The organism is Streptomyces sp. 2323.1 (assembly GCF_900221035.1).
In the GTDB taxonomy this organism is placed as follows: domain Bacteria; phylum Actinomycetota; class Actinomycetes; order Streptomycetales; family Streptomycetaceae; genus Streptomyces; species Streptomyces sioyaensis.
In genome coordinates, this window is sequence record NZ_LT907981.1 from 5,349,598 (window position 1) to 5,374,488 (window position 24,891).

General features: G+C 73.9%; 18 protein-coding genes. 9 read left to right on the forward strand and 9 right to left on the reverse strand.

Features of this window, described 5'->3' with window-relative positions; genetic code table 11:
- Position 1: 1 nt before the first annotated feature.
- The 4 genes from CPH93_RS22995 to CPH93_RS23010 form a co-directional block, all read right to left on the reverse strand.
- The gene (locus CPH93_RS22995; protein ID WP_096213953.1) at positions 2 to 2,563 is read right to left on the reverse strand and encodes a serine/threonine-protein kinase; all 2,562 of its coding nucleotides are present in this window, start codon (positions 2,561 to 2,563) and stop codon (positions 2 to 4) included.
- A complete protein-coding gene (locus CPH93_RS23000; protein ID WP_096213954.1) occupies positions 2,560 to 3,885 on the reverse strand; it encodes a hypothetical protein in 1,326 nt (441 codons plus the stop codon). The genes CPH93_RS22995 and CPH93_RS23000 overlap by 4 nt, the downstream gene beginning before the upstream one ends.
- A 147-nt stretch (positions 3,886 to 4,032) precedes the next feature.
- Positions 4,033 to 5,040, reverse strand: a complete 1,008-nt coding sequence (locus tag CPH93_RS23005) for a glutamate ABC transporter substrate-binding protein (RefSeq protein WP_096213955.1) — start codon at positions 5,038 to 5,040, stop codon at positions 4,033 to 4,035.
- A gap of 26 nt (positions 5,041 to 5,066) precedes the next feature.
- Complete coding sequence (locus CPH93_RS23010; RefSeq protein WP_096213956.1) at positions 5,067 to 6,440, reverse strand: hypothetical protein; 1,374 nt, start codon at positions 6,438 to 6,440, stop codon at positions 5,067 to 5,069.
- 397 nt (positions 6,441 to 6,837) lie between these two features.
- Between CPH93_RS23010 and CPH93_RS23015 the strand changes: the two genes are divergently transcribed.
- Positions 6,838 to 7,185: a hypothetical protein gene (locus CPH93_RS23015; protein WP_096213957.1), complete on the forward strand. Its 348-nt coding sequence runs from the start codon at positions 6,838 to 6,840 to the stop codon at positions 7,183 to 7,185.
- Between the two features lie 125 nt (positions 7,186 to 7,310).
- Here CPH93_RS23015 and CPH93_RS23020 read toward each other — a convergent pair whose 3' ends face one another.
- The 4 genes from CPH93_RS23020 to CPH93_RS23035 all read right to left on the reverse strand — a co-directional run bounded on the left by CPH93_RS23020 (position 7,311) and on the right by CPH93_RS23035 (position 12,390).
- On the reverse strand, positions 7,311 to 8,339 hold the full coding sequence (locus tag CPH93_RS23020; RefSeq protein ID WP_096213958.1) for an N-acetylglucosamine kinase: 1,029 nt from the start codon (positions 8,337 to 8,339) through the stop codon (positions 7,311 to 7,313).
- Positions 8,330 to 9,670, reverse strand: coding sequence for a 6-phospho-beta-glucosidase (locus CPH93_RS23025; RefSeq protein WP_096213959.1), 1,341 nt, complete (start codon positions 9,668 to 9,670; stop codon positions 8,330 to 8,332). Before CPH93_RS23025 ends, CPH93_RS23020 begins: the two co-directional genes overlap by 10 nt.
- A gap of 165 nt (positions 9,671 to 9,835) precedes the next feature.
- Entirely contained in the window at positions 9,836 to 11,029 is a 1,194-nt protein-coding gene (locus tag CPH93_RS23030) for an ROK family protein (RefSeq protein ID WP_096215555.1), read from the reverse strand.
- Between the two features lie 278 nt (positions 11,030 to 11,307).
- The gene (locus CPH93_RS23035) at positions 11,308 to 12,390 is read right to left on the reverse strand and encodes a mechanosensitive ion channel family protein (protein ID WP_093483241.1); all 1,083 of its coding nucleotides are present in this window, start codon (positions 12,388 to 12,390) and stop codon (positions 11,308 to 11,310) included.
- Between the two features lie 288 nt (positions 12,391 to 12,678).
- Between CPH93_RS23035 and CPH93_RS23040 the strand changes: the two genes are divergently transcribed.
- Positions 12,679 to 13,215, forward strand: coding sequence for an HNH endonuclease (locus CPH93_RS23040; protein ID WP_006605595.1), 537 nt, complete (start codon positions 12,679 to 12,681; stop codon positions 13,213 to 13,215).
- Between the two features lie 144 nt (positions 13,216 to 13,359).
- Here CPH93_RS23040 and CPH93_RS23045 read toward each other — a convergent pair whose 3' ends face one another.
- Positions 13,360 to 16,320: a beta-N-acetylglucosaminidase domain-containing protein gene (locus tag CPH93_RS23045; RefSeq protein WP_096213960.1), complete on the reverse strand. Its 2,961-nt coding sequence runs from the start codon at positions 16,318 to 16,320 to the stop codon at positions 13,360 to 13,362.
- A gap of 474 nt (positions 16,321 to 16,794) precedes the next feature.
- On the opposite strand from CPH93_RS23045, the gene CPH93_RS23050 reads away from it, so the two are divergent.
- From CPH93_RS23050 to alc, 7 genes are all read left to right on the forward strand, one after another.
- The gene (locus tag CPH93_RS23050) at positions 16,795 to 17,064 is read left to right on the forward strand and encodes a hypothetical protein (RefSeq protein WP_093483239.1); all 270 of its coding nucleotides are present in this window, start codon (positions 16,795 to 16,797) and stop codon (positions 17,062 to 17,064) included.
- 6 nt (positions 17,065 to 17,070) lie between these two features.
- Positions 17,071 to 19,212 (forward strand): 4-alpha-glucanotransferase, encoded by a 2,142-nt coding sequence (malQ, locus tag CPH93_RS23055; RefSeq protein WP_096213961.1) that lies wholly within the window; start codon positions 17,071 to 17,073, stop codon positions 19,210 to 19,212.
- A gap of 124 nt (positions 19,213 to 19,336) precedes the next feature.
- A complete protein-coding gene (locus tag CPH93_RS23060) occupies positions 19,337 to 21,010 on the forward strand; it encodes an alpha-L-fucosidase (RefSeq protein WP_096213962.1) in 1,674 nt (557 codons plus the stop codon).
- 80 nt (positions 21,011 to 21,090) lie between these two features.
- Positions 21,091 to 21,339 carry a hypothetical protein gene (locus tag CPH93_RS23065; protein WP_093483236.1) on the forward strand — a complete coding sequence of 83 codons (249 nt, stop codon included), beginning with the start codon at positions 21,091 to 21,093 and terminating at the stop codon, positions 21,337 to 21,339.
- Positions 21,340 to 21,580: 241 nt separating this feature from the next.
- A complete protein-coding gene (locus tag CPH93_RS23070; RefSeq protein ID WP_006605601.1) occupies positions 21,581 to 22,561 on the forward strand; it encodes an acyl-ACP desaturase in 981 nt (326 codons plus the stop codon).
- 71 nt (positions 22,562 to 22,632) lie between these two features.
- A complete protein-coding gene (locus tag CPH93_RS23075; RefSeq protein ID WP_096215556.1) occupies positions 22,633 to 23,625 on the forward strand; it encodes a LysR family transcriptional regulator in 993 nt (330 codons plus the stop codon).
- 91 nt (positions 23,626 to 23,716) lie between these two features.
- Complete coding sequence (alc, locus tag CPH93_RS23080) at positions 23,717 to 24,868, forward strand: allantoicase (RefSeq protein ID WP_096213963.1); 1,152 nt, start codon at positions 23,717 to 23,719, stop codon at positions 24,866 to 24,868.
- Positions 24,869 to 24,891: the final 23 nt, after the last annotated feature.

The window sequence follows — 24,891 nt, forward strand, 5'->3', positions numbered from 1 at the left end:
GTCACACCCACGTCCTGGGGCGGAAGCGGTTGGCCCGTTCCACCAGTTCGATCCTTTTCTCACCACGCTGCGCCAGCCGCGCGAGCAGTCGGTACGACCGCTCCAGGCCGAACCGCAGACCGCGTTCGTCCAGCGGACTGCCGAGCAGCGCCGGCCGTTCGTGCGCGGCCACCTCACCGGGCGGCCCGGCACCGTGGCTACCGGAGAGTACCCAGTCCAGGGCGGTGCCGAGTACCTCGGTGGCGAGTTGCTCCCGGCGCTCGGCGTCCAGACCGAAGCCCGCGAGGGCCTCCGTCTGGGCGGCGGCCGCCCGCAGATCCGCCAGCAGCGGCTCGCGCGGCGGGCGTTCGCGCAGCCGGGCGCGGACCGCCGCGATCCGTGCCGCGACGTAGTGGATGGACGACTCCGGGACGGACTCCAGCGCCTCGACCGCGCCCGTACGGTCGCCCGCCGCCAGCCGCACCCGGGCCAGCCCGAACGCGGCGCCGACATAGCTGCGGTCGGTCGTCCACACCAGGCGGTAGTACTCCACGGCATTGTCCAGCTGGCCCAGCAGTTCGGCGCAGACACCCAGCGCCAGCTTCGGTGCCGGCTCACCGGGGAAGGCGTCGTAGACCGCGTCGAAGGCCAGCGCCGCGGCCTCGCGGTCGCCCGCTGTCAGCGCCACCAGACCGCGGTGCCACACCACCCGCCAGTCCGCGCCGCCGTCGCCGGAGGGCGGACCGCCCTGCGCGGCGGGCCCGGCCGCGAGCGTCTCCAGCACCGACCGCGCCGCCGCGCCGTCCCCGGTCTCCAGGCGGGCGCGCAGCTCCCGCAGCCGCAGCTCCAGGGAGTCGGCCGGCGCGACGCGCAGCGCACCCAGCAGCTCGGCGGGCGGGGCGGCCGGCAGCCCGGCCAGCAGCCCGGCGTTGGGGTCGCCCGGATCCAGCCGCGGCACCGGCAGCGCGAGGGCGGCGCCGGCGACGTCCAGGGGGCGCAGTGCGGGGCCGCGGCGCGCCGGCGCTTCTTCGGCCGGCGCCGTCCCGCGGCCGCCCAGCAGGGAACTGTCGCCCTCCGCCGCCGCCAGCACCTCGGTGTCGACCACACGGAGTTCGGGCCCGAACAGCTTCGACAGCGCGGGCCGCGGCTCACCGGACTGAAGCGCCACCACCTCGCGCAGCACGCCTGTCAGCTGCTCGGCCATCTCCTCCGCGGAGGCGAACCTGCGGGAGCGGTCCGGGTCCGTGGCGCGCACCAGCAGCCGGTAGAAGGACTCGTAGGTGCGGAACACCTCGATGTGGTCCGGATCGGGCAGCGAGTCCGCGAAGACGTTCGTATGGCCCTGGAAGTCGAAGGTGAGCACGGCGAGGGTGCGCGCGACGGTGTAGAGGTCGGAGGCGACCGACGGGCCCAGCAGGGCGATTTCGGGCGCCTGGTACCCGATCGTGCCGTAGATCGGGCTTTCGTGGTCGTCCATCCTGCGCACCGCGCCCATGTCGATCAGCTTGAGCTGGTCGTCCTGCTGGATGGCGTTGTCGACCTTGAAATCGCAGTAGAGATAGCCGCGGCTGTGCAGATGGCCGAGCGCCTCCAGGGCCTCGATGCCGTAGGCGCAGGCCTGCTCCACCGGCAGCGGATCGCGTCTGCCCTGGGGCGTGCGCCGGTCGTTGGCGAGGTCCTTGAGCGATTTGCCGCCGACGTACTCCATGACGATGTAGCCGTCGAGGCTTCCCGTGGCCCGGTCGAGATGCTCCACGAAGTTGTAGATCCGGACGATGTTGGCGTGCTCGATCTCGGCGAGGAAGCGCCGCTCGGACACCGCCACCGCCAGCGCCTCCTCGTCGCCGGTGTCCAGCAGCCCCTTGAGGACCACCCACCGGTCGGAGACGGCGTGGTCGGTCGCCAGATAGATCCACCCGAGCCCGCCGTGCGCCAGACAGCCCACGACCTCGTACTGGCCGTGCACCATGTCGCCGGGCCGGAGTTTGGGGACGAAGCTGTACGGATGACCGCACTTGGTGCAGAACCCTTCCGTGCGGCCCGGCTGGTCACTGTGCCCCCGGCCCACCGGCGCCCCGCACTCCGTACGGCTGCAGAACCGCTTGCGCTCGGGGACCTCCGGATGCTCCAGCACCGCCGTGGCCGGATCGGGCCGCGGCACCTCCGGCACCGCGACCAGGCCCGCGCCCAGCCGCCCGCGCACGGAACCGGAGGACGGGCCGCTGCCCTGGCGGGGCATCGACACCGCCGGTACGCCGCGCGCCGGGCCGCCGCCGGAGCCCGAGCGCGACAGCCGCCCGGACACCGAGCGCCGGGACGACGCCGAGCGGGCGGACGTCGCCGTACCGCCCGAACCGGGCGCGGGGGAGGGGACGGTCAGCAGGGCGCCGGCCGCCTCCCGGGCGGCGGTGGTGTCCGTGGGCACCCGGCCCGTCAGCCCCGTGGGCGGCGAGGACAGCAGGCCGCCCGGTGAGACCACCGGCGCCAGCCCGCACAGGTCGCAGTACAGCTCACCGCCGCCCACGTCCTCATAACTGCCCGAGCAGTCCCGTCGTTGGCAGCGCTCGTCGGCCCGTCGGGTCATGACTCCCCCCGCCCCTCCGCCTGCGGCGCCGCCAGCGCCTCCGCCGTGGCCTGCTGATAGCGCCACACTGCCTGCTCGGCCGCCCGCAGATCGCACGGCGCGCTCCACAGCATCCGGCGCGCCAGGTCGTACCGCTCGATCAGCAGCGGATCGGCCGCCATGCCGTGGCGGGCGACCTTGGCACGGTACGCGTCCAGCCGGCCGCGCAGCTCGGCGCGCACCGCCAGTGGCGCGGTCACCGCGGTCAACGACTCACGGGCGCGGTGGAGTTCGTCCTCCGCTTCCTCCTCCAGGCTGTCCAGCAGCGGCGAGAGCCGGTGCCACTGCGCCCGTCTGCGGTAGTCGGCGGCCGCCGCCAGCTGTTCGTGCAGCGCCGCCGACGGGCCGCTGACCGCGGGCACCTCCGACGCGGCGATCTTCGCCAGCACCTCGCCGCGGGCCTGCCGCGCCTCGGTCAGGGTGCGGTCCGCCCGCGACAGCACGTCGCGCAGCTGCATCAGCCGCCGCTCGGCGTCCTGCCGCACGTCCAGCACCGCCGCCACCTCCCGCCGGATGTCCTCCAGCGCACGGGCCGCGCGGTCGTAGCGCCCGGTGTCCGGGCGGCCCCCGCCGGGCGCCGAACTCCCCGTCGACGACGACACCCAGAAGGCCAACGGATCCTCGATCACCCGGGCGCGCAGCCGCAGCAGTTCGTCGGTGATCCGCTCCAGGTCGTCGCCGGCCGGATGCTCACCGGGGCGTACCCCCACGGAATGTGCCAGCGAACGCGTCCGCTGGAGTTCGGCCGACAGCAGGTCTATCCGGGCCGGCAGCGCCGACCAGACCGCATCGGCGGCGACGATGACGTCCAGCGAGCGGGCGTACAGCCCATTCATCCGCTCGACCAGCCCGACCAGGCTGAACCGCTCGCTCAGCCGGGCCGGGCCGCTCTCCGGGCCGCCGCCCGCCGCGGCCGCGCCCGGCACCGTCACCCCGTCGCCGTGCAGCAGCTCCGTCAGCTCGGCCAGATCCTCCGCCGAGGGCCAGCGGCGCCGCTCCCGCAGCTCACGCGCCTGCTCCAAGGCGGCGGTGTACGCGTCGAACAGCGACCACAGGACCGTGATGGACCGCTCCGCGGCGGCCCAGCGTTCCTTGGTGGTGCCGGACAGGTCGGCGCCCTCCAGCAGCCGGCGCCCCGCGTGGTCCTGCAACGCGAGCAGCGAGGTCTCGATCGCCTCGTACTCGGCACCGAGCCGGTCCAGGGCGCGATCCACCTCTTCCCGGTCCAGCACCGGGGCATCGGGCCTCCCCGGAGTGCCGGGGAAGGGTCCAGGGACCCCCATCGATCACCTCTCCAATACGCGTACGGTGCACGGCGTTTGCCACGGCGTCGGCCGCTGGGTCAGCTCCCTTCCGGTCCCCTTCCATAGTGACGGCATCGGACCGCTCCAGGGGGCGATCATGCGCCGTACACCGCTCCTTGGGGCGGATCAGTCGCTGTACTCCGGCGACGGCGGCCCCGATATGCCGGGCAGATCGGCCCGTAGCCACTTGCGGTACGAGCGCATCCAGGGGCTGTCGTCGCCGTCCCGGTAGTCGTCCAGGACCTTGTTGACCCGCCGCACCAGGTCCGTGTCGTCCTGGTTCATCGCCACTCCGTACGGTTCGTCGGTGAACGGCCTGCCCTTCAGCTCCACCGTCGGATCCTGGGCCGCCTGTGCCGCGGCCAGCGCGTTGTCCGTGAGGACCGCGTCGGCCTCGCCCAGCTGCAGCCGTACCAGGCAGTCGAGTTGATTGGGCACCGTCAGCACCGAGGCGCCGTGCCGCTGCGCCCGCAGTTCGCTCTCGCCCGTCGAACCCGCGGCCGTGCAGACCCGTTTGCCCCGCAGCGAATCGTCGAACGCCTTGATCTTCGACGCCTTCGGGGCCAGCACCTGCTGCCCCGCCTGGAAGTACGCGGTGGAGAACGCCACCTGCGCCTTGCGCGCGCAGTTGATCGTCATCGTCCGTACGACCATGTCTACGGTGTGCCGCTGCAGCGCCGGCACCCGCTGGGCGGTCGGCACCGCCTTGAAGACGACGTCGGGGTCCGGCCCCAGGATGTCCCGGGCGATCGCCCACACCAGATCGATGTCGAAGCCCGCCAGCTTGCCGGTGGCCGGGTCGCGATACCCCCAGCGGTAGGTGTTCTGGTCGACGCCGACGACCAGTTGGCCCTTCTCCTTGATCCGCGACACCGCCGCACCGTCGTCCGATGACGGCCGCAGACTCTCCGCGGCGTTCTGCGCGGTGCACTTCGCGGCGGCCGGTGCCGCCGCCGGGCGGGGCGCCCGGTGCGGCGCCGCGGGTGCGGACGCACCGTGTCGGACGGGCCCGGCAGGCTCGGTCTCGTGGACCAGCGCCGGCACCAGCACGGCCGCGGCCGCGGCCATCACACACATGCCCGAGGCGACCGGTGCCAGGACGGCACGCAGATTCCTCAGCCCTCGCGCCCGCATCCGTTTCCTCCCCTCACCGTGCCCCCTCACCGGTACTCCGCCAGCCTGCGGCCGATCCCCAGTACGGCCCCCAGCGCCGCCAGCGCCGCCAGTACGCCGGCTCCCACCGGCAGCCCGCCCAGCGCCGCGCGCCCCGTGTCCGCCGACGACCGGAACTGTGCCTGCTCGTGCTCCAGCGCCTGCTGCAGCCCGGCCGCCACCCGGTCGAAGGACTCCCCGGTGGACCCGTCCGGGCCGATCACCTTGGCCAGCGCCCCGTCGTAGTCCCCCTTGTCGTCCGCCGCCCGCGCCTCGGCGTGCCGCGCCTGCCACTGCCGTACCTGAGTCAGCGCGGCCCGCACCGGGCGCCGGCCGGCCTCGTCGTCCGCGAGCGCCAGCGCCGCCCCCAGCCGGCTGTGTGCCGCGGCCGCGCCGTGCTCACCCGGGCCCGCCAGGTCCGTCATCCCCGAGCGGAAACCGGTCTCGTAGAAGTCCTGCCGGGCGCCGGTCAGCACCGCGCCGCGCGCCACCAGCGTCAGATTCTCGTCCCCGCGCGCCTGCAGCGCATCGATCCGCGCCTCGTTGAGCACCCGCAGCGACCGGGCGCCGTGCTGGTAGGAATCGGTCAGCCCCGCTCGCGCCGTCATATGCCCCGCCACCAGCCACAGCAGCACCGCGACGGACGCCGCCGTGGCGGCCAGCAGACCGCGGTTGAACACCCGGTTGGTCCGCCGGTAGTGCCGCCGCTGCGCCCAGCCCAGCGCACCGATCGCCACCGCCCCGGCCGCCAGCGCGTACCACGGCCACACCTTGGCCTTGTCGTAGTCCGCGGTCAGCCGGTCCGTCTCGGCGTCGTACAACGCCCGTGCGGCCGGGAGGAGTTCGGTACGCATCTGCTCATTGGCGTACCGCAGATAGGCGCCGCCCAGCGGCAGGCCCTGCCGGTTGTTGGCCCGCGCGGTCTCCACCAGGCCCGCATAGCGCGGCAGCCGGCTGTTGAGCCGGGCGATCTGCGCGCCCGCCTCCTGTGAACCCCGGCTGTTCGCCGACGCCTTGACCAGCAGCGCGGACGCCGTCGCAATATCGGTGGCATAGCGCTCACGCGTCGCCCTGCTCTCCTCACCGCCGGCCAGGAAGCCCGCCGCGGCCGTCGTGTCGGCATCCGCGAGCGAACGGTAGATGCTCGCCGCGTCCGAGGTCAGCGGCTGGCTGTGGGTCACCACATCGTCGGCGGCCGCCGCCCGGTCCGAGACCTGCCAGGCCGTGACCGCGCCGAACACCACCACCAGCAGGGCCAGTACGGCCCCGATCACCCGCAGCCGGCCCGGCTCGGTCGTCGCCGCCGCACGCAGCTCGTCCAGCCCCTCGGCCCAGGCCGTCCTGCGCCCCGGGACGGGCGGTGACACGCTGCTGGTCGGCACGGAACCTCCCCCTGGGTCGCTGACTGCGGGACGGCCTCCGCGCCCGCGCCGGGGAGCGCTCACACGGAGGACTGGTACACGGGCAGCAGTATGTCCGCAGCCGCTGACACACACCGCAATTGCCCTGATCTTGTTCGGATCGCGACCCGCGGGGAGGGGGCGCGGGGTCATCGGGACCGGCAGGCTTCTCGCGTCGTCTGCGCGCGACTTCGCCGTCCCCTCGACGGCTGCTCTACGTCCCCGACGGCGCACTCCGCTCCCTCCACGCCCCCCGCTTCGCTCCCACGCGCCGCTGTCCGCACGCTCGCCTTCGATTACGCTGAGTGACGAAGGGTGGTTCTCGCCCCTCACCACCGGCACGGCGCCAAGCCCGTGCCCGACGCTCGGAGGAATGCTCATGTCCCGCTGGAAAAAGCTTCTCAGCCCGCTCGCGGCCACCACGGCCGACGACCGTCCCGCGCTCAACACCCCCTCGCCCGCCAGCGGTTTCCTGACCATCGGTGGCACGACCTATATCGATCCCGACGGCAGCTACCCCCTCGATCACCGCACGGACGGCTCCGCCACCCTCATCATCAACGATACCGACCGCCACATCACCATCGTCACGGAGCGCAACAGCCATCATTCCCCCGCCCCGCCGGCCGATCCGTCCGCCCCGGCCCCCGCTCCGACCCCCGACCTCGTCCTCGGCCCGGGCGAACGCACGGAGACGCGACGGGGGGACAGCGTGCGGGTGGGGTGAGGGCGGGTGGGTGACGGACGGCAGGGGAGGCGGCGGGCGGAGGCAGCGGAGGCGGCTGTCCTTCGGCGGCCTCCGGTACCTGGGTCGCCTCTGATGCCTCGGCCTGCCTCTGGTGCCGCCGGTGGCTAGGGGCTTGGCTGCCCTCCTGCCTCCCGCCTCGTGCCTACCGTCCCTTCCCCCCAAGCCCTCCTCAGCCGCTCATAGGCCTCCGCCGCCGCGCCCGACCGGTCCAGGGTGTCGAGGGCGGCGCCCAGGACCGGTGGGGCGGTGACCACTCGTGGGACGGCCTTCGGGGCGCGCGCGGAAAGGAGTTGGGTGATCCGGTCGTCGAGGAGGGGGTGGCGGGCGGCGAGGACGCCGCCGCCGAGGATCACGGGGACGGGCTCGTCGAGCAGGCCGAGGCGCTGGAGGGCGACGGTGGCCATCAGGGCGACCTCCTCGGCCTGGCGGGCCACGAGGGTGCGGGCCACGGCGTCCCCGGAGGCCGCGAGGGCGAAGAGGACCGGGACCAGTTCGTGGCGGCGGTGGCCGGGGAGGGTGCGGAGGTGGAGTGCCTCGATCAGCTCCGGCATGGTCGCCAGCCCGAAGTGCGCGGGCAGGGCGCGGACCAGCTCGGTCGGTGTGCCGCGGCCGTCCTGGGCACGGGCGGCGGACCACAGCGCCTCGTCCGCGAGGTGCGAACCGCCGCCCCAGTCACCGGAGATCCGGCCGACGGCGGGGAAGCGGGCGGTGGCTCCGCCGTGCCCGAGGCCGGCGCAGTTGATGCCGGCTCCGCACACCACGGCGACGCCGAGCGGATCCGCGTCGTCCGGCAGCCCGGCCCGCAGCAGGGCGAAGGTGTCGTTGCGGACGGAGACCGTGTGCGCCCAGCCGCGGCCGGCGAGCTCGGCGGTCAGGCCCGCCTCTTCGGAAGGGAGATCGGCGTTGGCGAGAAAGGCGGAGAGATGCCCGACGGGGCCCGTGAGACCGGCCTGTTCCGTGACCGAGGCCACCAGGGGCGCCAGCACGTCGACCGCCCGCCCGGCGCCCACCCGCGGTGGCTGGAAGCCGCCGCCGCGCGCCGCGCCGAGCAGGCTGCCGTCCGTGGCCACCAGCGCCACCTCGGTCTTGGTGTTGCCTGCGTCGACGGCGAGCGCCGTGCCGGTCAGGCCCATGGGAGGTGTTCCCGGTTGTGCGCGATCAGCTCGTCGGCGAGCCGGTCCGCGTGGTCGCTCTGGCCGATGAGGGGGTGGGCGAGCAGAGCGGCGAACACGGCCTTGCGCCCGGCGGCCGGGCCGGCGTTCCGGCCGTCCCTGCCCAGCAGGGCCGCCTCCAGGGCGAGGTGTTCATAGGCGGTGACATGAGCGACCAGCCCGGCGTACTGCGGTTCCAGGGGACGTACGGGGAGGGGCGCGGCGCCCGTCGGGTCCACGGTCGCGGGGGCCTCGATCACCGCGTCGTCGGGCAGGAACGGCAGGGTGCCGGCGTTGAGGGTGTTGACGACGTGGGTGCCGCTGGGGCCGCCCAGCAGCGAGGAGGTCAGCGCGACCGCGGCTTCGGAGTAGTAGGCGCCGCCGCGGCGGGAGAGGAGGTCCGGCTTCTCGTCGAGAGCCGGGTCGCCGTACATACCGAGCAGCTGTTGTTCGAGGGCGGCGACCTGCGCGGCGCGGGAGGGCTCGGTGCGCAGCTCCCGTACGACGGCGTCATGCCGGTAGTAGTAGCGAAGGTAGGAGGAGGGGAGGGCGCCGAGATGGTCGAGGAGGGGGCGGGGCAGGTGCAGTGTCCCGGCGAGGGCGTCGCCGTGCTCCGCCAGCAGCCGGGGCAGGACGTCCTCGCCCGCGATGCGCACCGCGCGCTCCCAGGTGAGGTGGTTGAGGCCGATGTGCTCCAGCTCGACCTGCTCGGGGGACACGTCCAGCAGCCCGGCGATGGTGCGCTGGAGGCCGATGGCGACATTGCACAGTCCGACGGCCCGGTGGCCATGCGTCAGCAGCGCCCTGGTGACGATGCCGACGGGGTTGGTGAAGTCGACGATCCAGGCGCCGGGGTTGCGACGGCGCACCCGCTCGGCGATGTCGAGCACGACGGGCACGGTCCGCAGTGCCTTGGCGAGACCGCCGGCGCCGGTGGTCTCCTGGCCGACGCAGCCGCACTCCAGCGGCCAGGTCTCGTCCTGGAGGCGGGCGGCCTGACCGCCGACCCGCAGTTGCAGCAGCACGGCGTCCGCACCGTCGACACCCGCGTCCAGGTTACCGGTCCAGGAGATCCGGCCCGGGTGTCCCTGCCGGGCGAAGATCCGCCGGGCCAGGCCGCCCACCACCTCCAGCCGGCCGGCGTCCGGGTCGACGAGGACGAGTTCCTCCAGCGGCAGGACGTCACGCAACCGCGCGAAGCCGTCGATGAGTTCGGGGGTGTAGGTCGAGCCGCCGCCGACCACGGCGAGCTTGAGCCGGCGGCGCGGGGTGCGTCCCGGGGGAGATGGGGTTCGTTCCTGGGGAGACGGCATAGAAGATCAGCCCTTCACTCCGGTGAGCGTGACGCCTTCGACGAAGGCCTTCTGTGCGAGGCAGAAAGGGGGCGGGGGCGTGGCAAAAGGGGTCGTGACGAGCAGTGCCGGTGGTGTCGTCGGACGCGGGCGGTGCGGGCCGGGGCGCCGCGTGCCGCGGAGTGGTCAGCCGGTGCGGAACACCGCCTCCCGGGCCTGTGCCAGCGCCGTCCGCAGTGCGCCGAGGAGAATCGGATTGCCGTCGAGACTGCTGAGCCGCAGGGCGGGGCGGGGCAGTGCAAGGCCGGTGAACTCGGCCTCGACCAGGGCGCGCAGGGCTTCCCCGCCGGCCTGCGGCACCGCGCCGGAGAGCACCACCAGCCCCGGATCGACGACCGCGACCACGGCCGCGAGTCCGGTCGCCAGCCGCCGCGCGACCACGGCGCGTACCGCGTCGTGTGCCAGTGCCCCGGCGACCGTACGCACCTCGGGACCGCCCAACTCCCGGCCCAGCGCGCGCACGCTCGGCGCGCCGACCAGCCGCTGGAGGCCGCCGCCGGCGTCGGCCCGGGCGGCGCTGCGGTCGCCGCCCCGGGACAACGGGGCGCCGGGCAGCGGCAGATAGCCGATCTCGCCGGCGCCGCCGGTGGCTCCGCGCAGCAGCCGCCCGCCCAGTACGAGCGCGGCGCCGATCCCCTCGTCGACCCACACCAGCACGAAGTCGTCGACGCCCTGCGCGGCCCCGTCGTACTGCTCGGCGACCGCCGCCAGATTCACATCGTTCTCGACGGTGACCGGCATCCCCAGCGCGTCCGTTAGCTCTTCCTTCAGTGCGTGCGACGCCAGGCCCGGCAGATGCGGCGCGTAGCGCAGCCGCCCGGTCTGCGGGTCCAGTGCGCCGGGTGTGCCGATCACCGCACCGTGCAGCCGGTCCCGCCCCAGCCCCGCCCTGGCCAGCGCCCCGTCGACCGCCTGCGCGGCCAACTGCGCCGTACGGTGCGGGGCCTCGGTGCCCACGGCGTCGGTGCTCACCCGTTCCTCGCCGAGCAGCCGCCCGGTGATGTCGGCGACCGCGGCGGTGACTCCCAGCCCGTCGACGGACAGCGCGGCGACCTGCGCCGCCGCCGGGTTGATCTCGTACAACTGCGCACTGGGCCCCGGCCGCCCGGTCACGCTCCCGGTCGTCCGCACCAGTCCCGCGGCCGCCAGCCGCGCCAGCAGCTGCGAGGTGGTGGGCTTGGACAGCCCGGTCAGCTCCCCGATCCGGGTACGGGTCAACGGCCCCTGCGACACCAGCAGATCGAGCGCGGCCCGGTCGTTAATGGCCCGCAACACCCTCGGCGTCCCGGGAGTTCCGCGTGTCTGCTGCCCACCGGCCATGACCGTCACCCCGCTCACCGGGTGCCCGGGAGGCCCGGCCACCGCGTCGCTGCCGAGAAAACCGTGCCGAGAAGTCTGTTAGGAAACCTTCCCATCGCTCCCCAGGAACGTAGGCAGGGGACGGAAAGGCGTCAATGGGGCGGACACGGTGAGCTGCCGCCCCCGGGACCCGCCCCGCGCGAGGCAGCGAACGAGGCAGCGAACGGGACAGCGAAAAGGGGCGCACCGGCGGTCACCGGTACGCCCCTTCGCGGTCTGCGGCCGCGGCCCCGGCCGGGCTACTTCTTCGGGGGCGCCGCGAGCGGTTCCGCCGCCAGGGACTGCGGTGACGACGGGTTGTTGAGCACCGAGGGGGCGGCGACGCCGGCGGTGGGGTCCGCGGACTCCTCGGTCTCCTCCTCGGGCAGCGGGCGCGGGGCGAGGTGGACGCCCGCGGCGTCCAGGGCGCGCTTGATGCGCCAGCGCAGTTCGCGCTCCACTCCCGCGGCCTTGCCGGGCATGGTCCGGGCCGAGACGCTGATGGTGACCGTGTCCAGGTGCACCTCGCTCAGGCCGAGGACCTCCACCGGCTCCCACAACTGCTCGTTCCAGGGCTCGGCCTTGGACATCTCCTCGCCGGCGGCGGTGATGGTGTCGCGGGCGCGTTCCAGGTCCTGGTCGGAGGCGATCACCACATCGACGGCGGCCGTGGACCAGCCCTGGCTGAGGTTTCCGATCCGCTTGACCTCGCCATTGCGTATGTACCAGATCGCGCCGTTGGGGCCGCGCAGCTTGGTGACGCGCAGGCCGACCTCGATGACCGTGCCGTTGGCCACGCCCGCGTCGATCTCGTCACCGACGCCGTACTGGTCCTCCAGGATCATGAAGACGCCGGAGAGGAAGTCGGTGACGAGGTTGCGGGCGCCGAAACCGATGGCCACACCGGCCACACCGGCGCTCGCCAGCAGCGGCGCCAGGTTGATCTCCAGGACGGACAGCACCGTCAGCGCGGCCGTGCCCATGATCACAAAGGAGGCGACGCTGCGCAGCACCGAGCCGATGGCCTCGGAGCGCTGCCGGCGGCGCTCGGCGTTGACCAGCAGTCCGCCCAGCGCGGTGCCCTGGGCGGCGGCCGCGGTGCGGTTCATCCGCTCGATGAGCTTGGTGATCGTGCGCCGGATCACATGCCGCAGCACCACCGCGATCACGATGATCAGCAGGATCTTCAGGCCGGACGTGAGCCACGTCCCCCAGTTCTCCTCGACCCAGCCGGCGGCGTTGGTGGCCTTCTGCGTGGCCTCGTCCAGCGAGGTCGGGCCGTTTGAGCCCGGTGTGGCGGCGCGCAGGGGCGCACCGGTGACCGGCGAAGCGGACCAGAACACAGTCGAACCTTCCGTGTGGGGCAGCAGGCCCGGACCGCGGAGGTCCCCGGGGACCGGGCAGACCAACCACACTAACGGGGCAACGAGGGCAGTCCGTGCCCTTGTTCGACAGGCCACAATTTGGCGAGGCCGGATTGCGCCTGATCGAGCGGGCCGTGCGCGGGTGTGGTGGAAAACACCTCCGGCCCGTTACTCGGTCATGGTGGCGCTCCGACCAGGCACCGGGGGACACTGTGGGGAGATCGTCCCGGCGCGAGCCACGCGCCGCCGGCGTACAAGGAGGCACCCGTGCCGCATGTCCTGGTCCTCAATGCGTCGTACGAGCCGCTCGGCGTCGTACCGCTCCGCCGCGCGCTCATCCTCGTGCTCAATGAGAAAGCTGTCAGTCTCGAGGAATCCGGCGCCCTGATGCACAGCGCGACCCATGTCATCCCCGCTCCGAGTGTGGTCCGCTTGAAGCGGTTTGTGCGGGTGCCCTTTCGCGGCCCCGTCCCCCTGACCCGCCGGGCGCTGTTCGCCCGTGACGGCGGGCGCTGTATGTACTGCGGTGGCGTCGCAACCAGCGTCGACCACGTCATCCCGCGCAGCCGCGGAGGTCAGCACACCTGGGAGAACGTCGTCGCCGCCTGCCGGCGCTGCAATCACGTCAAGGCCGACCGCCATGTCGCCGAGATCGGCTGGCGACTACGGCATCAGCCCGCCCCGCCGTCAGGACTGGCGTGGCGGATCATCGGTACGGGCCATCGCGACCCGCGCTGGCTGCCGTATTTGCAGCCGTACGGCGCGGATGACGCCCTGGCCCGGATCGACGCCGTATCGGCGTAGGTCCGGGTTTTTCCGTCCGGGGCAGTGGTGCCGGACGGAACGCTCCGTCCGGGGCGGGTGCCGCCGGGCCCCTGCCGCCACGGTCAACACCGCGGCGGCAGGGGCCCGGCGGCATGACCGGCCACGGTCCCCGCGGCGGACGGCTCAGTGCTGCGGCTCGACCGCGTAGGCCTCCACCGACCACAGCGAGTAGCCGAAGCGGGTGGCCCGCTTGTCGCCCTGGATGCGGACGAACCGCGCGTCCTTGGCGTCCATCCGGACCGACTCCCGGCCGCCCTTGCCGTCGCGGACGGTGGCCGCCGTGCGCCAGCTGCGGCCGTCCGGCGAGACCTGGATGCGGTATTGGGCGGCGTAGGCGTCCTGCCAGGTCAGGACGAGCCGGCCCAGCCGGGTCGGGTGGGCCAGCGCGAACTGCAGCCAGGCGCCGTCCTCGGCGGGCGAGGACCAGCGCGTCTTCGGGTTGCCGTCGGTGGCCGCCGAGGCCGGGAAGTCGGCCGTCTCGTCCCCGGAGGAGGTGGCGACGGTGCCGCGCGCCAGATCCTTGCCGCCGGTGCGCGGATAGACCCGCACGGTCAGCGTCTGCTCCTCGCCCCGGTAGTCCACCGGGATCCGGTACGTCCCGGAGCGGGTGCCCTCGGGCACGTCGACGGCGATACGGACCGTGGCCGTGCCGCCACGCGGTGCGGTGACCTCCTGCGGCGCATGCACGGTGAAGCCCTTGGGCGCCTTCACGGTCAGCTTCTCGCGGACATCGGCGGGGCGGCGGGAGAAGATCCGGGCGTCCACCGTCGCACTGCCGCCGGGCGGCGCGTCCAGCTCCTTGCGGGACAGTTCGAGGCCGGCCGGCGGGGTGTCGTCGAACCACGGGGTGAGCGCGTGCACGGACGGCGCGTCCGCGCCCTTCGCCCAGGTCAGCCGGACCGCATCGGCACGCAGCCGGGGGGTGCGGGACTCGGTCCAGCCCGTGGGGGAGAGCGCGTCGAGGCGGCGCCAGCCCTCGCCCGGGACGTGCGCCTCCAGGGACACGGCGCCCGCGCCCGGGCCCGGTTCGGTCAGCGCGGTGACCGCGGCCAGCCGGCGGGCCCGCTCGAACGGGACCGTGAGGGACGTCGAGCCGGCGCCGTCGTCCGGCCGAGGTGCGTCGTGGCGGGCCCCGGTCCAGGAGTCGGCCTCGGCCATCGCCCGCTGGAGGAAGGGTGCCAGCACCCCCTTGCCGACCGTCGCCGGGCTGCGCCCGAGCACCGTGCGCAGCCGCTGCGCCTCGCGCTGGGCCGACCAGGCGGCGTCGCCGTCGTCGCGGGCCTGCGCCATGAGCGTGTCCACGGCGAGTTCGCCGGCGCTGCCGTAGCGGGCCAGCTGCTCGGCCCATGGCCGGATCTCGGCGGCCAGATCGGAGTGCAGGTTCCGCGGCGCGGTGCTCATGGTGTGGAACGCGTCCCGCAGCGCCTTGGCGGCGTCGGCGAGGTCCGCGTCCCGGCCGGGCCGGCCGCGGTTGGTCGCCGCCTCGCGGGCCTTCCAGAAGCGGTCGATCAGCTGCTGGACGTACCCCGACTCGTCCCCGTCCAGCACGGAGGACGCGTCGTTGCCGGCCAGCGCGTGCAGCGCCTCCCGGGCCCGCGGATCACCACCCGCCAGATCGTCGACGGCCGCGGCCCAGGACTCCGCCGGGCGGTAGTCGTGCGGGTTCCAGGCGTAGTCGGCGGCCGTGAACAGCGGGATGCGCGAGGCGAGCGGCTGCTGCATGGCATTGGCCAGCAGCGCCGTGGAGCCGGTGGCGACGGCCGGCTCCCGGCCGCGGTAGGGGCCGAGGAAGATCCGGTCCTGGGCGTAGTCGTTGACCGGGTAGTTGTCCATGGTGACCAGCGGGTGGCCCAACGCCTGGCGGGCGGCGGACAGTTCGCCGCCGGTGATGGTCCGCGGGACCACCCCCACGCCGGTCCAGGCCACCGCCACCCGGTCGCCGAGCGCATCGGACAGCGCATCGCGGTACGGCGTCGAGCCGTCCTGGTAGTACTCGGTCGGCATCAGCGACAGCGGCGCCGACCCGGGGTGGCGCCGCGCCAGGTGGTCGGCGAGCGCATTGGCGACCCGGGCCTGCGCCTTCGCCGCGGCCTGCGGGCCGGTGCCGAAGGCGTCCCGGTCCGCGTCGCAGTGCCATTCGCTGTAGCTGACGTCCTGGAACTGCAGCTGGAAGGAGCGCACCCCCAACGCCCACATCGCGTCCACCTTGCGCCGCAGCGCCCGCAGGTCCTCCTCGGAGGAGAAGCACATCGCCTGGCCGGGGGCGAGGGCCCAGCCCAGCGTGACGTGGTTGGCGCGGGCCCGCTCGGCCAGCGCCCGGAAGTCGGCGCGCTGCGCGGCCGGGTAGGGCTCGCGCCACTGGGCCTGCCGGTACGGATCGTCACCGGGCGCGTACAGATAGCGGTTCTGCTTGGTGCGCCCCATGAAGTCCAGCTGGGCGAGCCGCTGCGGCCGGCTCCAGGGCTGCCCGAAGAACCCCTCGGTGGTGCCGCGCACCACCGTGCCGGGCCAGTCCCGTACGGCGACCGAGGCCAGCTGCCGTCCGCCGCCCGCCCCCTCGGAGACCAGCTGCCGCAGCGTCTGCGCGGCATGGAAGAGCCCGTCCGGGCCGACGCCGTCCATGGCGACCGTGTCCCGGCCTGCGACCTGGCCCACGGCCAGGCGGTAGCCGCCGGAGGGCAGATCCCCGCGGGCCGGCGCCCGCAGCGCCCGCAGCGCGTCCGCGGCCTGCTCGCCGCCGACCCGGAACACCGGCCCGGCCGCGGGCAGCCGGTCGCCGGGCGCGAGCGTGTCGACCGTACGGACCCCGGCATCGCGCAGCAGACCGCGCAGCACGTCCAGCGCATACGGGTCGGTGTCCGGCTCCGCCACCAGCGCCGCCCGGTCGCCCAGCGGGACGGCGTCGCCGAGTTCCTGCAAAGACTGCGGGCGCGGCCAGACGGCCGGCGTCGCTCCCGCCCCGGCCGGGCGGTCCGGCCGGTCGGGTGTGCCGATGGCGGGGTCCGCGGGCGCCGCCTGGGCACTGGGCACCCCGCCGAGCAGACCCCCGATGACGGCCGCGGCCAGCGCGGTGGTCCCCGCCACCCGTGCCCGGGTGCCCGCGCCGCTCTCCCCGCCCCTACCGATTCTTCCGACGCTCCATCCGCCCCGGCCTCGCACGGCTGCTCCTCGTCCCGTCCCTCATGTACCGGCCTGCCGCCGGCGCCCCGTTCCCCGTTGTTCCCCCGCCGGCGCCTCTTCGGGCAGTCCCTCGGCGGTGAGCCCACCATTGTGGCGGTGAGGGTGTCAACCGGGCCATGGCGGGGTGCCGGAAGGCCCGGCACGGGCGGGTTTCGGCCGGTGCGGCGGGCGGCCGTGCGGGGGCCCGCCGGTCCGCAGAACTTGCGGTGCGGAGCCCGCTTCCTCCGCGTTCTCTGCGCCCCCCGGTGTTCCCCACGGTGAAATTGCCTGCGTGAGGCATAATGTGACGTGGGTCACGTTTCGTGAGCAGATGCGTCTGCGATCGTGTCGAGTGGGTAGGGCCCACGTGTCCCACTACCGATGAACGGGAGGCCCTCAGTGGCCGCATCCGCTCAACTGCTCCTCGACGCTCTGTCCTCGAAACCGGGAGGTGCGCCGATGGAGTCCGACATGTACGACGGGGTGTCCGACCCCGATTCCGGGCTGGACGGCTCCGGATCCTTCAGCTTCGTCGAGCCGCCCCTGACCAGCGAGCCCCCGCTCGCCGACGCAGCGCCCCTGACCAGCGAGGTCCCGATCGCCGCCGAGCTGCCGCTGACCAGCGAGCCGACGGCCGCCGGTATGGGCACGGAGTCCATGGAGGTCTGAGGACCCATGGGCCGCGCGCGGCTCGCCCGGCTGCACGGCATCGCCACGTCGTACGAACCCGCACCGGGCAGAAGCGTCCAGATCACCGACGACACCGTCGTCGCCGTGCTCGCCGCTCTGGGAGTCGACGCCTCGACTCCGCACGCCGTCCGTACCGCCCTGGCCGCCAGTGCGGAGGCCATGGACGCGGCCCTGCTGCCGCGTACCGTCGTCGCCCGGCCGGGCCGGCCCCCCGACCTCACGGGTCTCCCCGAAGGCAGCGTCCTTGGGGTGGAGACCGAGGACGGCGCCGCACAGGAGCTGGGGGCGCCCGATCCGGCGGCCCTCGCCCGGCTGCCCCTGGGCATCCATGTGCTGCATGCGCACAGCCCGGACGGCCGGACCGCCCGCGCCCCGCTGATCGTCGCGCCCGACCGGGTGCCCGCACCACCCCGCCGCAGCCACGGCTTCCTGGTGCAGCTCTACTCCCTGCTGTCCCGGCAGTCCTGGGGCATGGGCGACCTCGGGGACCTCGCCGACCTCGCCGCCTGGTCCGGGCGCGCCCTGGGCACCGGCTTCGTCCAGCTCAACCCGCTGCACGCGGCCGTCCCCGGCCCGCCCACCGACCCGTCCCCCTACCGGCCCTCCTCGCGCCGGTTCCCCGACCCGGTCCATCTGCGGATCGAGCACATCCCGGAGTACGCCCACCTCACCGGCGCCGCGCGCTTACGGGCCGACGGGCTGGCCACGCGGGCGGCCGCGCTGCGGGCCGGGGTGCTCGAAGGGGGCGCACTGATCGACCGGGACGCCGTCTGGGCGCTCAAGCGCGAGGCCCTGGAGCTGCTGTGGAAGGTCCCGCTCGGCCCGGGCCGGCGGGCCGAATACTGCGACTTCCTCGCCGAGCAGGGCCAGGCCCTGGAGGACCACGCCACCTGGTGCGCGATCGCCGAGCGGCACGGCCCCAACTGGCGCGGCTGGCCCGCCGGGCTGCGGGACCCGCGGGGTGCGGGGGTCGCCCGTCTGCGGCCGCAGCTGCTGGACCGGATCGACTTCCACTGCCGGCTCGCCTGGTTCACCGACCAGCAGCTGGCCGGTGCGCAGCGGGCCGCGCGGGAGGCCGGCATGGGCATCGGGCTGGTGCACGACCTCGCCGTCGGCGTCCACCCCTCCGGCGCCGACACCTGGGCCCAGCAGGACGCCTTCGCCGTGGGGATGTCCATCGGGGCGCCGCCGGACGCCTTCAACGCCCGCGGCCAGGACTGGGGGTTGCCGCCCTGGCGCCCGGACGCCCTGGCCGCCGCGGGCTACGCCCCCTATCGCGAGCTGCTGCGCCAGTTGCTGCGGCACGCCGGAGCACTGCGGATCGACCATGTCATGGGGCTGTTCCGGCTGTGGTGGGTCCCGGAGGGCCGGCCGCCGACGGAGGGCACCTATGTCCGCTACGACGGCGAGGCGATGCTGTCGGTGCTGGCCCTGGAGGCGCACCGCGCGGGTGCCGCGGTGATCGGTGAGGACCTGGGCACCGTCGAGCCGGGCGTCCGCGGCGCGCTCGCCGAACGCGGCGTCCTGGGTACCTCCGTGCTGTGGTTCGAGCGGGACTACGGGGAGCCGGCCCCGGAAGCCGCTCCGGCGTCCGCTTCTGCGCCCGCTGCGGCGCCCACTCCCGCGCCCGCTCCGGAATCCGCCGCCCCCGCCCGCATCCTGGCGCCCGACGAGTGGCGCAGCGCCTGTCTCGCCACCGTCACCACGCACGATCTGCCGCCCACCGCGGCCCGCCTGATCGGTGAGGACGTCGCGCTGCGCGAACGGCTCGGGCTGCTCGCCGGGCCGCCGGAGCGGGAGCGCTCCCGCGCCAGGTACGAACTCGTCGAGTGGATGCGGGAGTTGGCCCGGCGCGGGCTGCTGCCGGAGGGGGCGGGCGACGAGGAGGGGGCGGTCCGGGCCGTGCACCGCTTTCTGCTGCGCACCCCGGCGCGGATGATCGGTGTCTGGCTGCCCGATGCGGTGGGGGACCGGCGCCCGCAGAACCTGCCCGGGACATGGGATGAATACCCGAACTGGCGCGTGCCGATCTCGGGTCCCGACGGACGCCCGCACACCCTGGAGGAGCTGGCGGCCTCGCCCCGACTCCACGCGCTGATGCGGGAGTTGTCGGATGGGCAGGATTAGGCCGCCCCGCGACCGCTCGCCGTACGCACCCTTCCGGTAGGTCCCGTCGTCCGGCACCATGCCGTGGACGCTCATCCAGACATCCGACCATTCTCCCCTGCGTGGTCGGAGAGTGGAGGGAACCATGGCCCTGTGCCGCACCCGGCGGACGCTGTGCGTGCTCGCGCTCACCGCGGCCGCCGCGCTCGCCCCCGTCCAGAGCTCCCTGGCCCGGTCGCCGTCGGCTGCCCCCGCCGCCGGCCCCTGCGACCGGCCCGTGCACCCCGCCTCCGAGATGTCCGTCGCGCCCTGCGACACCCCCGCCCGGATCATCGAGAAGGCCGCCCATGTCGTCCCGACCCCGGGGCAACTCGCCTGGCAGCAGCGGGAGGTCACCGCCTTCACGCACTTCGGTATGAACACCTTCACCGACCGGGAGTGGGGCTCCGGCACCGAGGACGAGAGGCGGTTCGCGCCGTCCCGTATGGATGTCGACCAGTGGATGCGCGCCTACAAGGCGGCCGGTGCCGAGCAGGTGATGCTCACCGCGAAGCACCACGACGGGTTCGTGCTCTACCCGAGCCGCTACACCCCGCACTCCGTCGCGGCGAGCCCCGGGCGCCCCGATGTCGTCGGCGCGTACGTCCGGGCCGCCCGCCGGGCCGGGCTGAAGGTCGGGATCTACCTCTCGCCCTCCGACGGCGCCGAACTCCCGCACGCCTGGCATGCGCAGTGGGTCGAGAAGATCCGCCGGAAGCAGCAGGAGGGCGAACCGCTCAGCCTGCCCGAGCGGGTCGCCCTGGAGGACGGGGACCGGGCGCCCCGCGGGCTGGGCCGCTTCGGCAACGGCAGCAAGGTCACCGAGCGCGCCATCCCCACCCTCGTCCCCGGCGACGACCGCGCCGCCGCGGTCCGCAGCGGCCGGCTGCCCACCTTCCACGTCCGGGCGGACGACTACGACGCCTACTACCTCAACCAGGTCTACGAGCTGTTCACCCGGTACGGCCCGCTCGACGAGCTGTGGCTGGACGGCGCCAACCCCTGGGCGGACTCCGGCATCACGCAGACGTACGACGTCGCCGAGTGGTTCCGGATGATCCACCGGCTCTCCCCGGACACCGTCGTCTTCGCCGGACCCCAGGGCGCCCGCTGGGTCGGCAACGAGAACGGCACCGCACGCGAGACGGAGTGGAGCGTGACGCCGTCCGCCGAGGACCCGTGGACCGTCATGGCCGGCGGGCTGCCGAACGACTCCACCGACGCCGACATCGGCTCCCGCGCCAAACTCCTCGCGCCCACCACCCGGTTCCTCCAGTGGTACCCGGCCGAGGCGGATGTCTCGCTGCGCCCCGGCTGGTTCCACCACCCCGGCGAGCGGCCCAAGACGCCGACGCAGCTGATGGACCGCTACGAAAAGAGCGTGGGACGCAATGCCTCGCTGCTGCTGAACGTCCCGCCCGCCAAAGACGGCCGGATCGCCGCCGAGGACGTCGCCGCGCTCACCGCCTTCGGAAGTGCCGTGCGCGCGACCTACGGCACGGATCTGCGGGCGTCCGGACCCGGGCCCTGGACCTTCGACCGGATCGGGCTCGCTGAGGACATCCGGTACGGGCAGCGGGTCGAGCGGTTCACCGTCGAGGCGCGGACCGGCGGGACATGGACGGCGATCGCCGGCGGAACGACCATCGGGCACCGCCGGATCCTCGCGCTGCCGCGGCCGGTGACCGCCGATGCCGTGCGGGTCACCGTCCGCGAATCCCGCGGGCCGGTCCGGCTCGCGCCGGTGACGCTGCACCGGAGCCGGGCCGCGGGAGGGTGAGCGCCCGCGGAGCCGGCCCGGGCGGCCGGTTGCCCCACCCCGGGCGCGCGGGGCGGCAGGGCGTCCGATACGTTGACTTCGTGAGCAACAAGGTCAATAAGAATGTCCTGCGCGCCGGAACCATCACCGCCGGCACCGCGCTGATGCTGCTGATGTCGTCCCCCGCGTTTGCGCTCACCCGCGACGACGGTGACGACCCGGGTCCGGGCCTGAGTGTGATCCAGACGCTCGGCCTCTATGTCGCTGCACCCATCGTGCTCTTCCTGATCATCGCCGGACTGGTCATCGCGGGCGACAAGACCCGCAAGCCGGCCAAGTCCAAGAGCTGACGCCGGGCACCACAGCGACGCCTCCCAGGGCGCCCAACGGTCACAAAGACCGAGGGGCGCCCTTTGTCGTACCCGGATATTTGCGCAGGTGAAAAAGGGGTTGCGAGGCGGCTATCGCGCAATTTTCGCCTGATTTGCGGGGGCGCAATGTTTAACCGGCCCTAACCTACGATGACGTAACCTACGCAGCCGTAGGTCAAACCTACGGCCCCGTAGGTCGTCGTCCCCCAGGAGTTCCCCCGTGACCATCGCCCCCGCCCGCCATAACGGAGAGCGCGGCCAGACCGCATGGAGTGACGCCCAACTGCTCTATGCACTCGAAGAGGTCGTCGAAAAGGAACTCAACCGGCATCTGAAGATCGCCAAGGACTGGATGCCGCACGAGTACGTCCCGTGGAGCGACGGGCGGAACTTCGCCGGCGTTCTGGAGGACGGCGAGCCCTGGGCCCCCGAGCAGTCCAAGGTCAGCGACATCGGCCGGATCGCGCTGGTGGTCAACCTCCTCACCGAGGACAACCTCCCCAGCTACCACCACGAGATCGCCACCCTCTTCGGCCGGGACGGCGCCTGGGGCACCTGGGTGCACCGCTGGACCGCCGAGGAGGGCCGGCACGGCATCGTGATGCGCGACTACCTGCTCACCAGCCGGGCCGTCGACCCGGACGAGCTGGAGCGGTTCCGCATGGCGCACATGTCGGAGGGCTTCGAGTCGGACAACTCGCACAGCATGCTGCACTCGGTGGCGTACGTCGCCTTCCAGGAGCTGGCCACCCGGATCTCGCACCGCAACACCGGCCACCACTCCGGTGACCCGGTCTGCGACCGGATGCTGGCCCGGATCGCCACCGACGAGAACCTCCACATGGTCTTCTACCGCAACCTCCTGGGCGCGGCCTTCGAGCTGGCGCCCGACCAGACGATGTGCGCGGTGCGCGATGTCGTCACCGGCTTCCGGATGCCCGGTCACGGCATGCCCGGCTTCGAGCGGTCGGCGGCCCGGATGGCCATCGGCGGCATCTACAACCTGCGCATCCACCACGACGATGTGCTGCAGCCGGTGCTGCGCTATCTGAAGGTGCTGGAGATCGGCGGCCTGGGCCCGGCCGGTCTTGCGGCGCAGGAGGAGCTGGGGCTGTACATGGACGGCCTGGACGGCCAGGCGCGGAAGTTCGACGAGCGTCAGGCGGCCATCCTCGCGCGCCGCGAGGCCAACCGCCGCTGAACCGGCCGGTCCGCTCCGCGTCACCGCCCGTGGCGGCGGTGGCCGGGGCGCCGGATGCGTACGCTGCCCGCATGGCCGACTGGGACCTCAAGAAGCTGCACATCCTGCGCACCCTCCAGGAGCGGGGCACGGTCACCGCGACCGCCGAGGCGCTGCACATGACGCCCTCGGCGGTCTCGCAGCAGCTGACCGGGCTGGCCAGGGCGCTCGGGGTGACGCTGCTGGAGGCGCACGGCCGGCGGGTGCGGCTGACCGACGCCGCGCAGCTGGTGCTGCGGCATGCCGAGGCGGTCTTCGCCGAGCTGGAGCGCGCGGACGCGGAGCTGCTCGGCCATCTCCGGGGCGAGGCGGGTCAGGTGCGGGTCGGGGCGTTCGCCACCGCCATCCCCGCGCTGGTGGTGCCCGCCGTCCAGGAGCTGCGCCGCAGTCACCCGGGGCTGTCGGTCGTCGTACGGGAGGCCGAGGCGGAGGCCGCGTACGAGCTGCTGGCACACGGCAGTGTCGATCTGGCGCTGTCCCTGGCGGCGCACGCCCCCACCCCGCGCGACCCCCGGTTCAGCCGGGTCTCGCTGCTGGCCGACCCGCTGGACGTGGCGCTGCCGGCCGGTCACCGGCTGGCGGCCGCGCCGGGGCTGCGGCTGGCCGATCTGGCGGACGAGCCCTGGATCTTCGGCAGCAGTGGCCCCTGGTCGCAGATCACCACCACCGTCTGCGAAAGCGCCGGCTTCGTGCCCGAGCAGGCGCACGCCGCCGCCGACTGGAGCGCGATCTGGGCGATGGTGGCGGCGGGGATGGGGGTCGCGCTGGTGCCCCGGATGGCGATGGCGGGCGGCATCGGCGGTGCGGGGGAGGGCCGCCCAGCAGGAGAGAGCGGCGCCCGGGAGGATGCCGCCGCCGGGGGAGTGGCGCTGCGGGTGCTGCACGACGACCGGCCGCGCCGGCATGTGGTCGCCGCCGTCCGGCGCGGTGCGGAAGGGGCGCCGGGGCTCGCCCGGGTGCTGGCGGCGCTGCGGCAGGCGGCCGCCGCCCAGGCGCCGGAGGGCCCGACCGTTCAGTCAGGCTGAACGTATTCCTCAAAAACTTTCGATGGACCTGAGGGGTGGCCCGCTGCGACGGTGGAGTGGTCCGCTCCTTCGGCCCCGTCGAAAGGCCACGATGACCAGCCTCTCCGCCGACAGCCACGATCCGCACGCGAACGACGCCGCCCCGTACGGTGGCGGAGATCCCTACGCCGACTACCGCGGCGGGGACTTCCCCTTCACCTCGCTCGTCGATCTCGCCGACCGCCGGCTCGGCGCCGGGGTGATCGCCGCGAACGACGAGTTCTTCGCCGAGCGGGAGAATCTGCTGACGCCCACTCCTGCGGTCTTCGACCCCGAGCGCTTCGGCCACAAGGGCAAGATCATGGACGGCTGGGAGACCCGGCGCCGCCGCGGCGCCGACGCCGAGCACCCCTTCCCGGCCGACCACGAGCACGACTGGGCGCTGATCCGGCTTGCCGCCCCCGGCGTGATCCGCGGCATCGTCGTCGACACCGCCCACTTCCGCGGCAACTACCCGCAGCAGATATCCGTCGAGGCGACCGCGCTGCCCGGCAGCCCCGGCCCCGAGCAGCTGCTCGCCGACGACGTGACGTGGGAGGAGCTGGTCCCGCGCACACCGGTCCGCGGCCACGCCGCCAACGGCTTCGCGGTCGACGCCGAGCGCCGCTTCACCCACCTCCGTCTCAAGCAGCACCCCGACGGCGGCATCGCCCGCCTGCGGGTGCACGGCGAGGTCGTACCGGACCCGGAGTGGCTCGACGTGCTCGGCACCCTCGACCTGGCCTCCGTACTGCACGGCGGCACCGTCGAGGACGCCTCCGACCGCTTCTACTCCTCGCCCACCCAGCTCATCCGGCCCGATCTGTCCCGCAAGATGGACGACGGCTGGGAGAACCGCCGCCGCCGGGTCAAGGGCACCAACGACTGGGTGCGCTTCCGCCTCGCCGCCCGGGGCGAGATCCGCGCCGTCGAGATCGACACCGCGTACCTCAAGGGCAACTCCGCGGGCTGGGCGGCGCTGTACGGCTGCGACGCGGAGTCGGCCGACCCGGCGGACGCGTCGGCCTGGTTCGAGATCCTGCCGCGCACCACGCTCCAGCCCGACACCCCGCACCGCTTCCGGCTGCCGAGGGCCGTCACCGCCACCCATGTCCGGCTGGACGTCTTCCCCGACGGCGGTCTCGCCCGGCTGCGGCTGCACGGCGAACTCACCGCAACCGGCCGCGCCGCGCTCGTCCGCCGCTTCGACGAGCTGAGCGACTGAGCCGCGGCCCCGCACACCGCGGA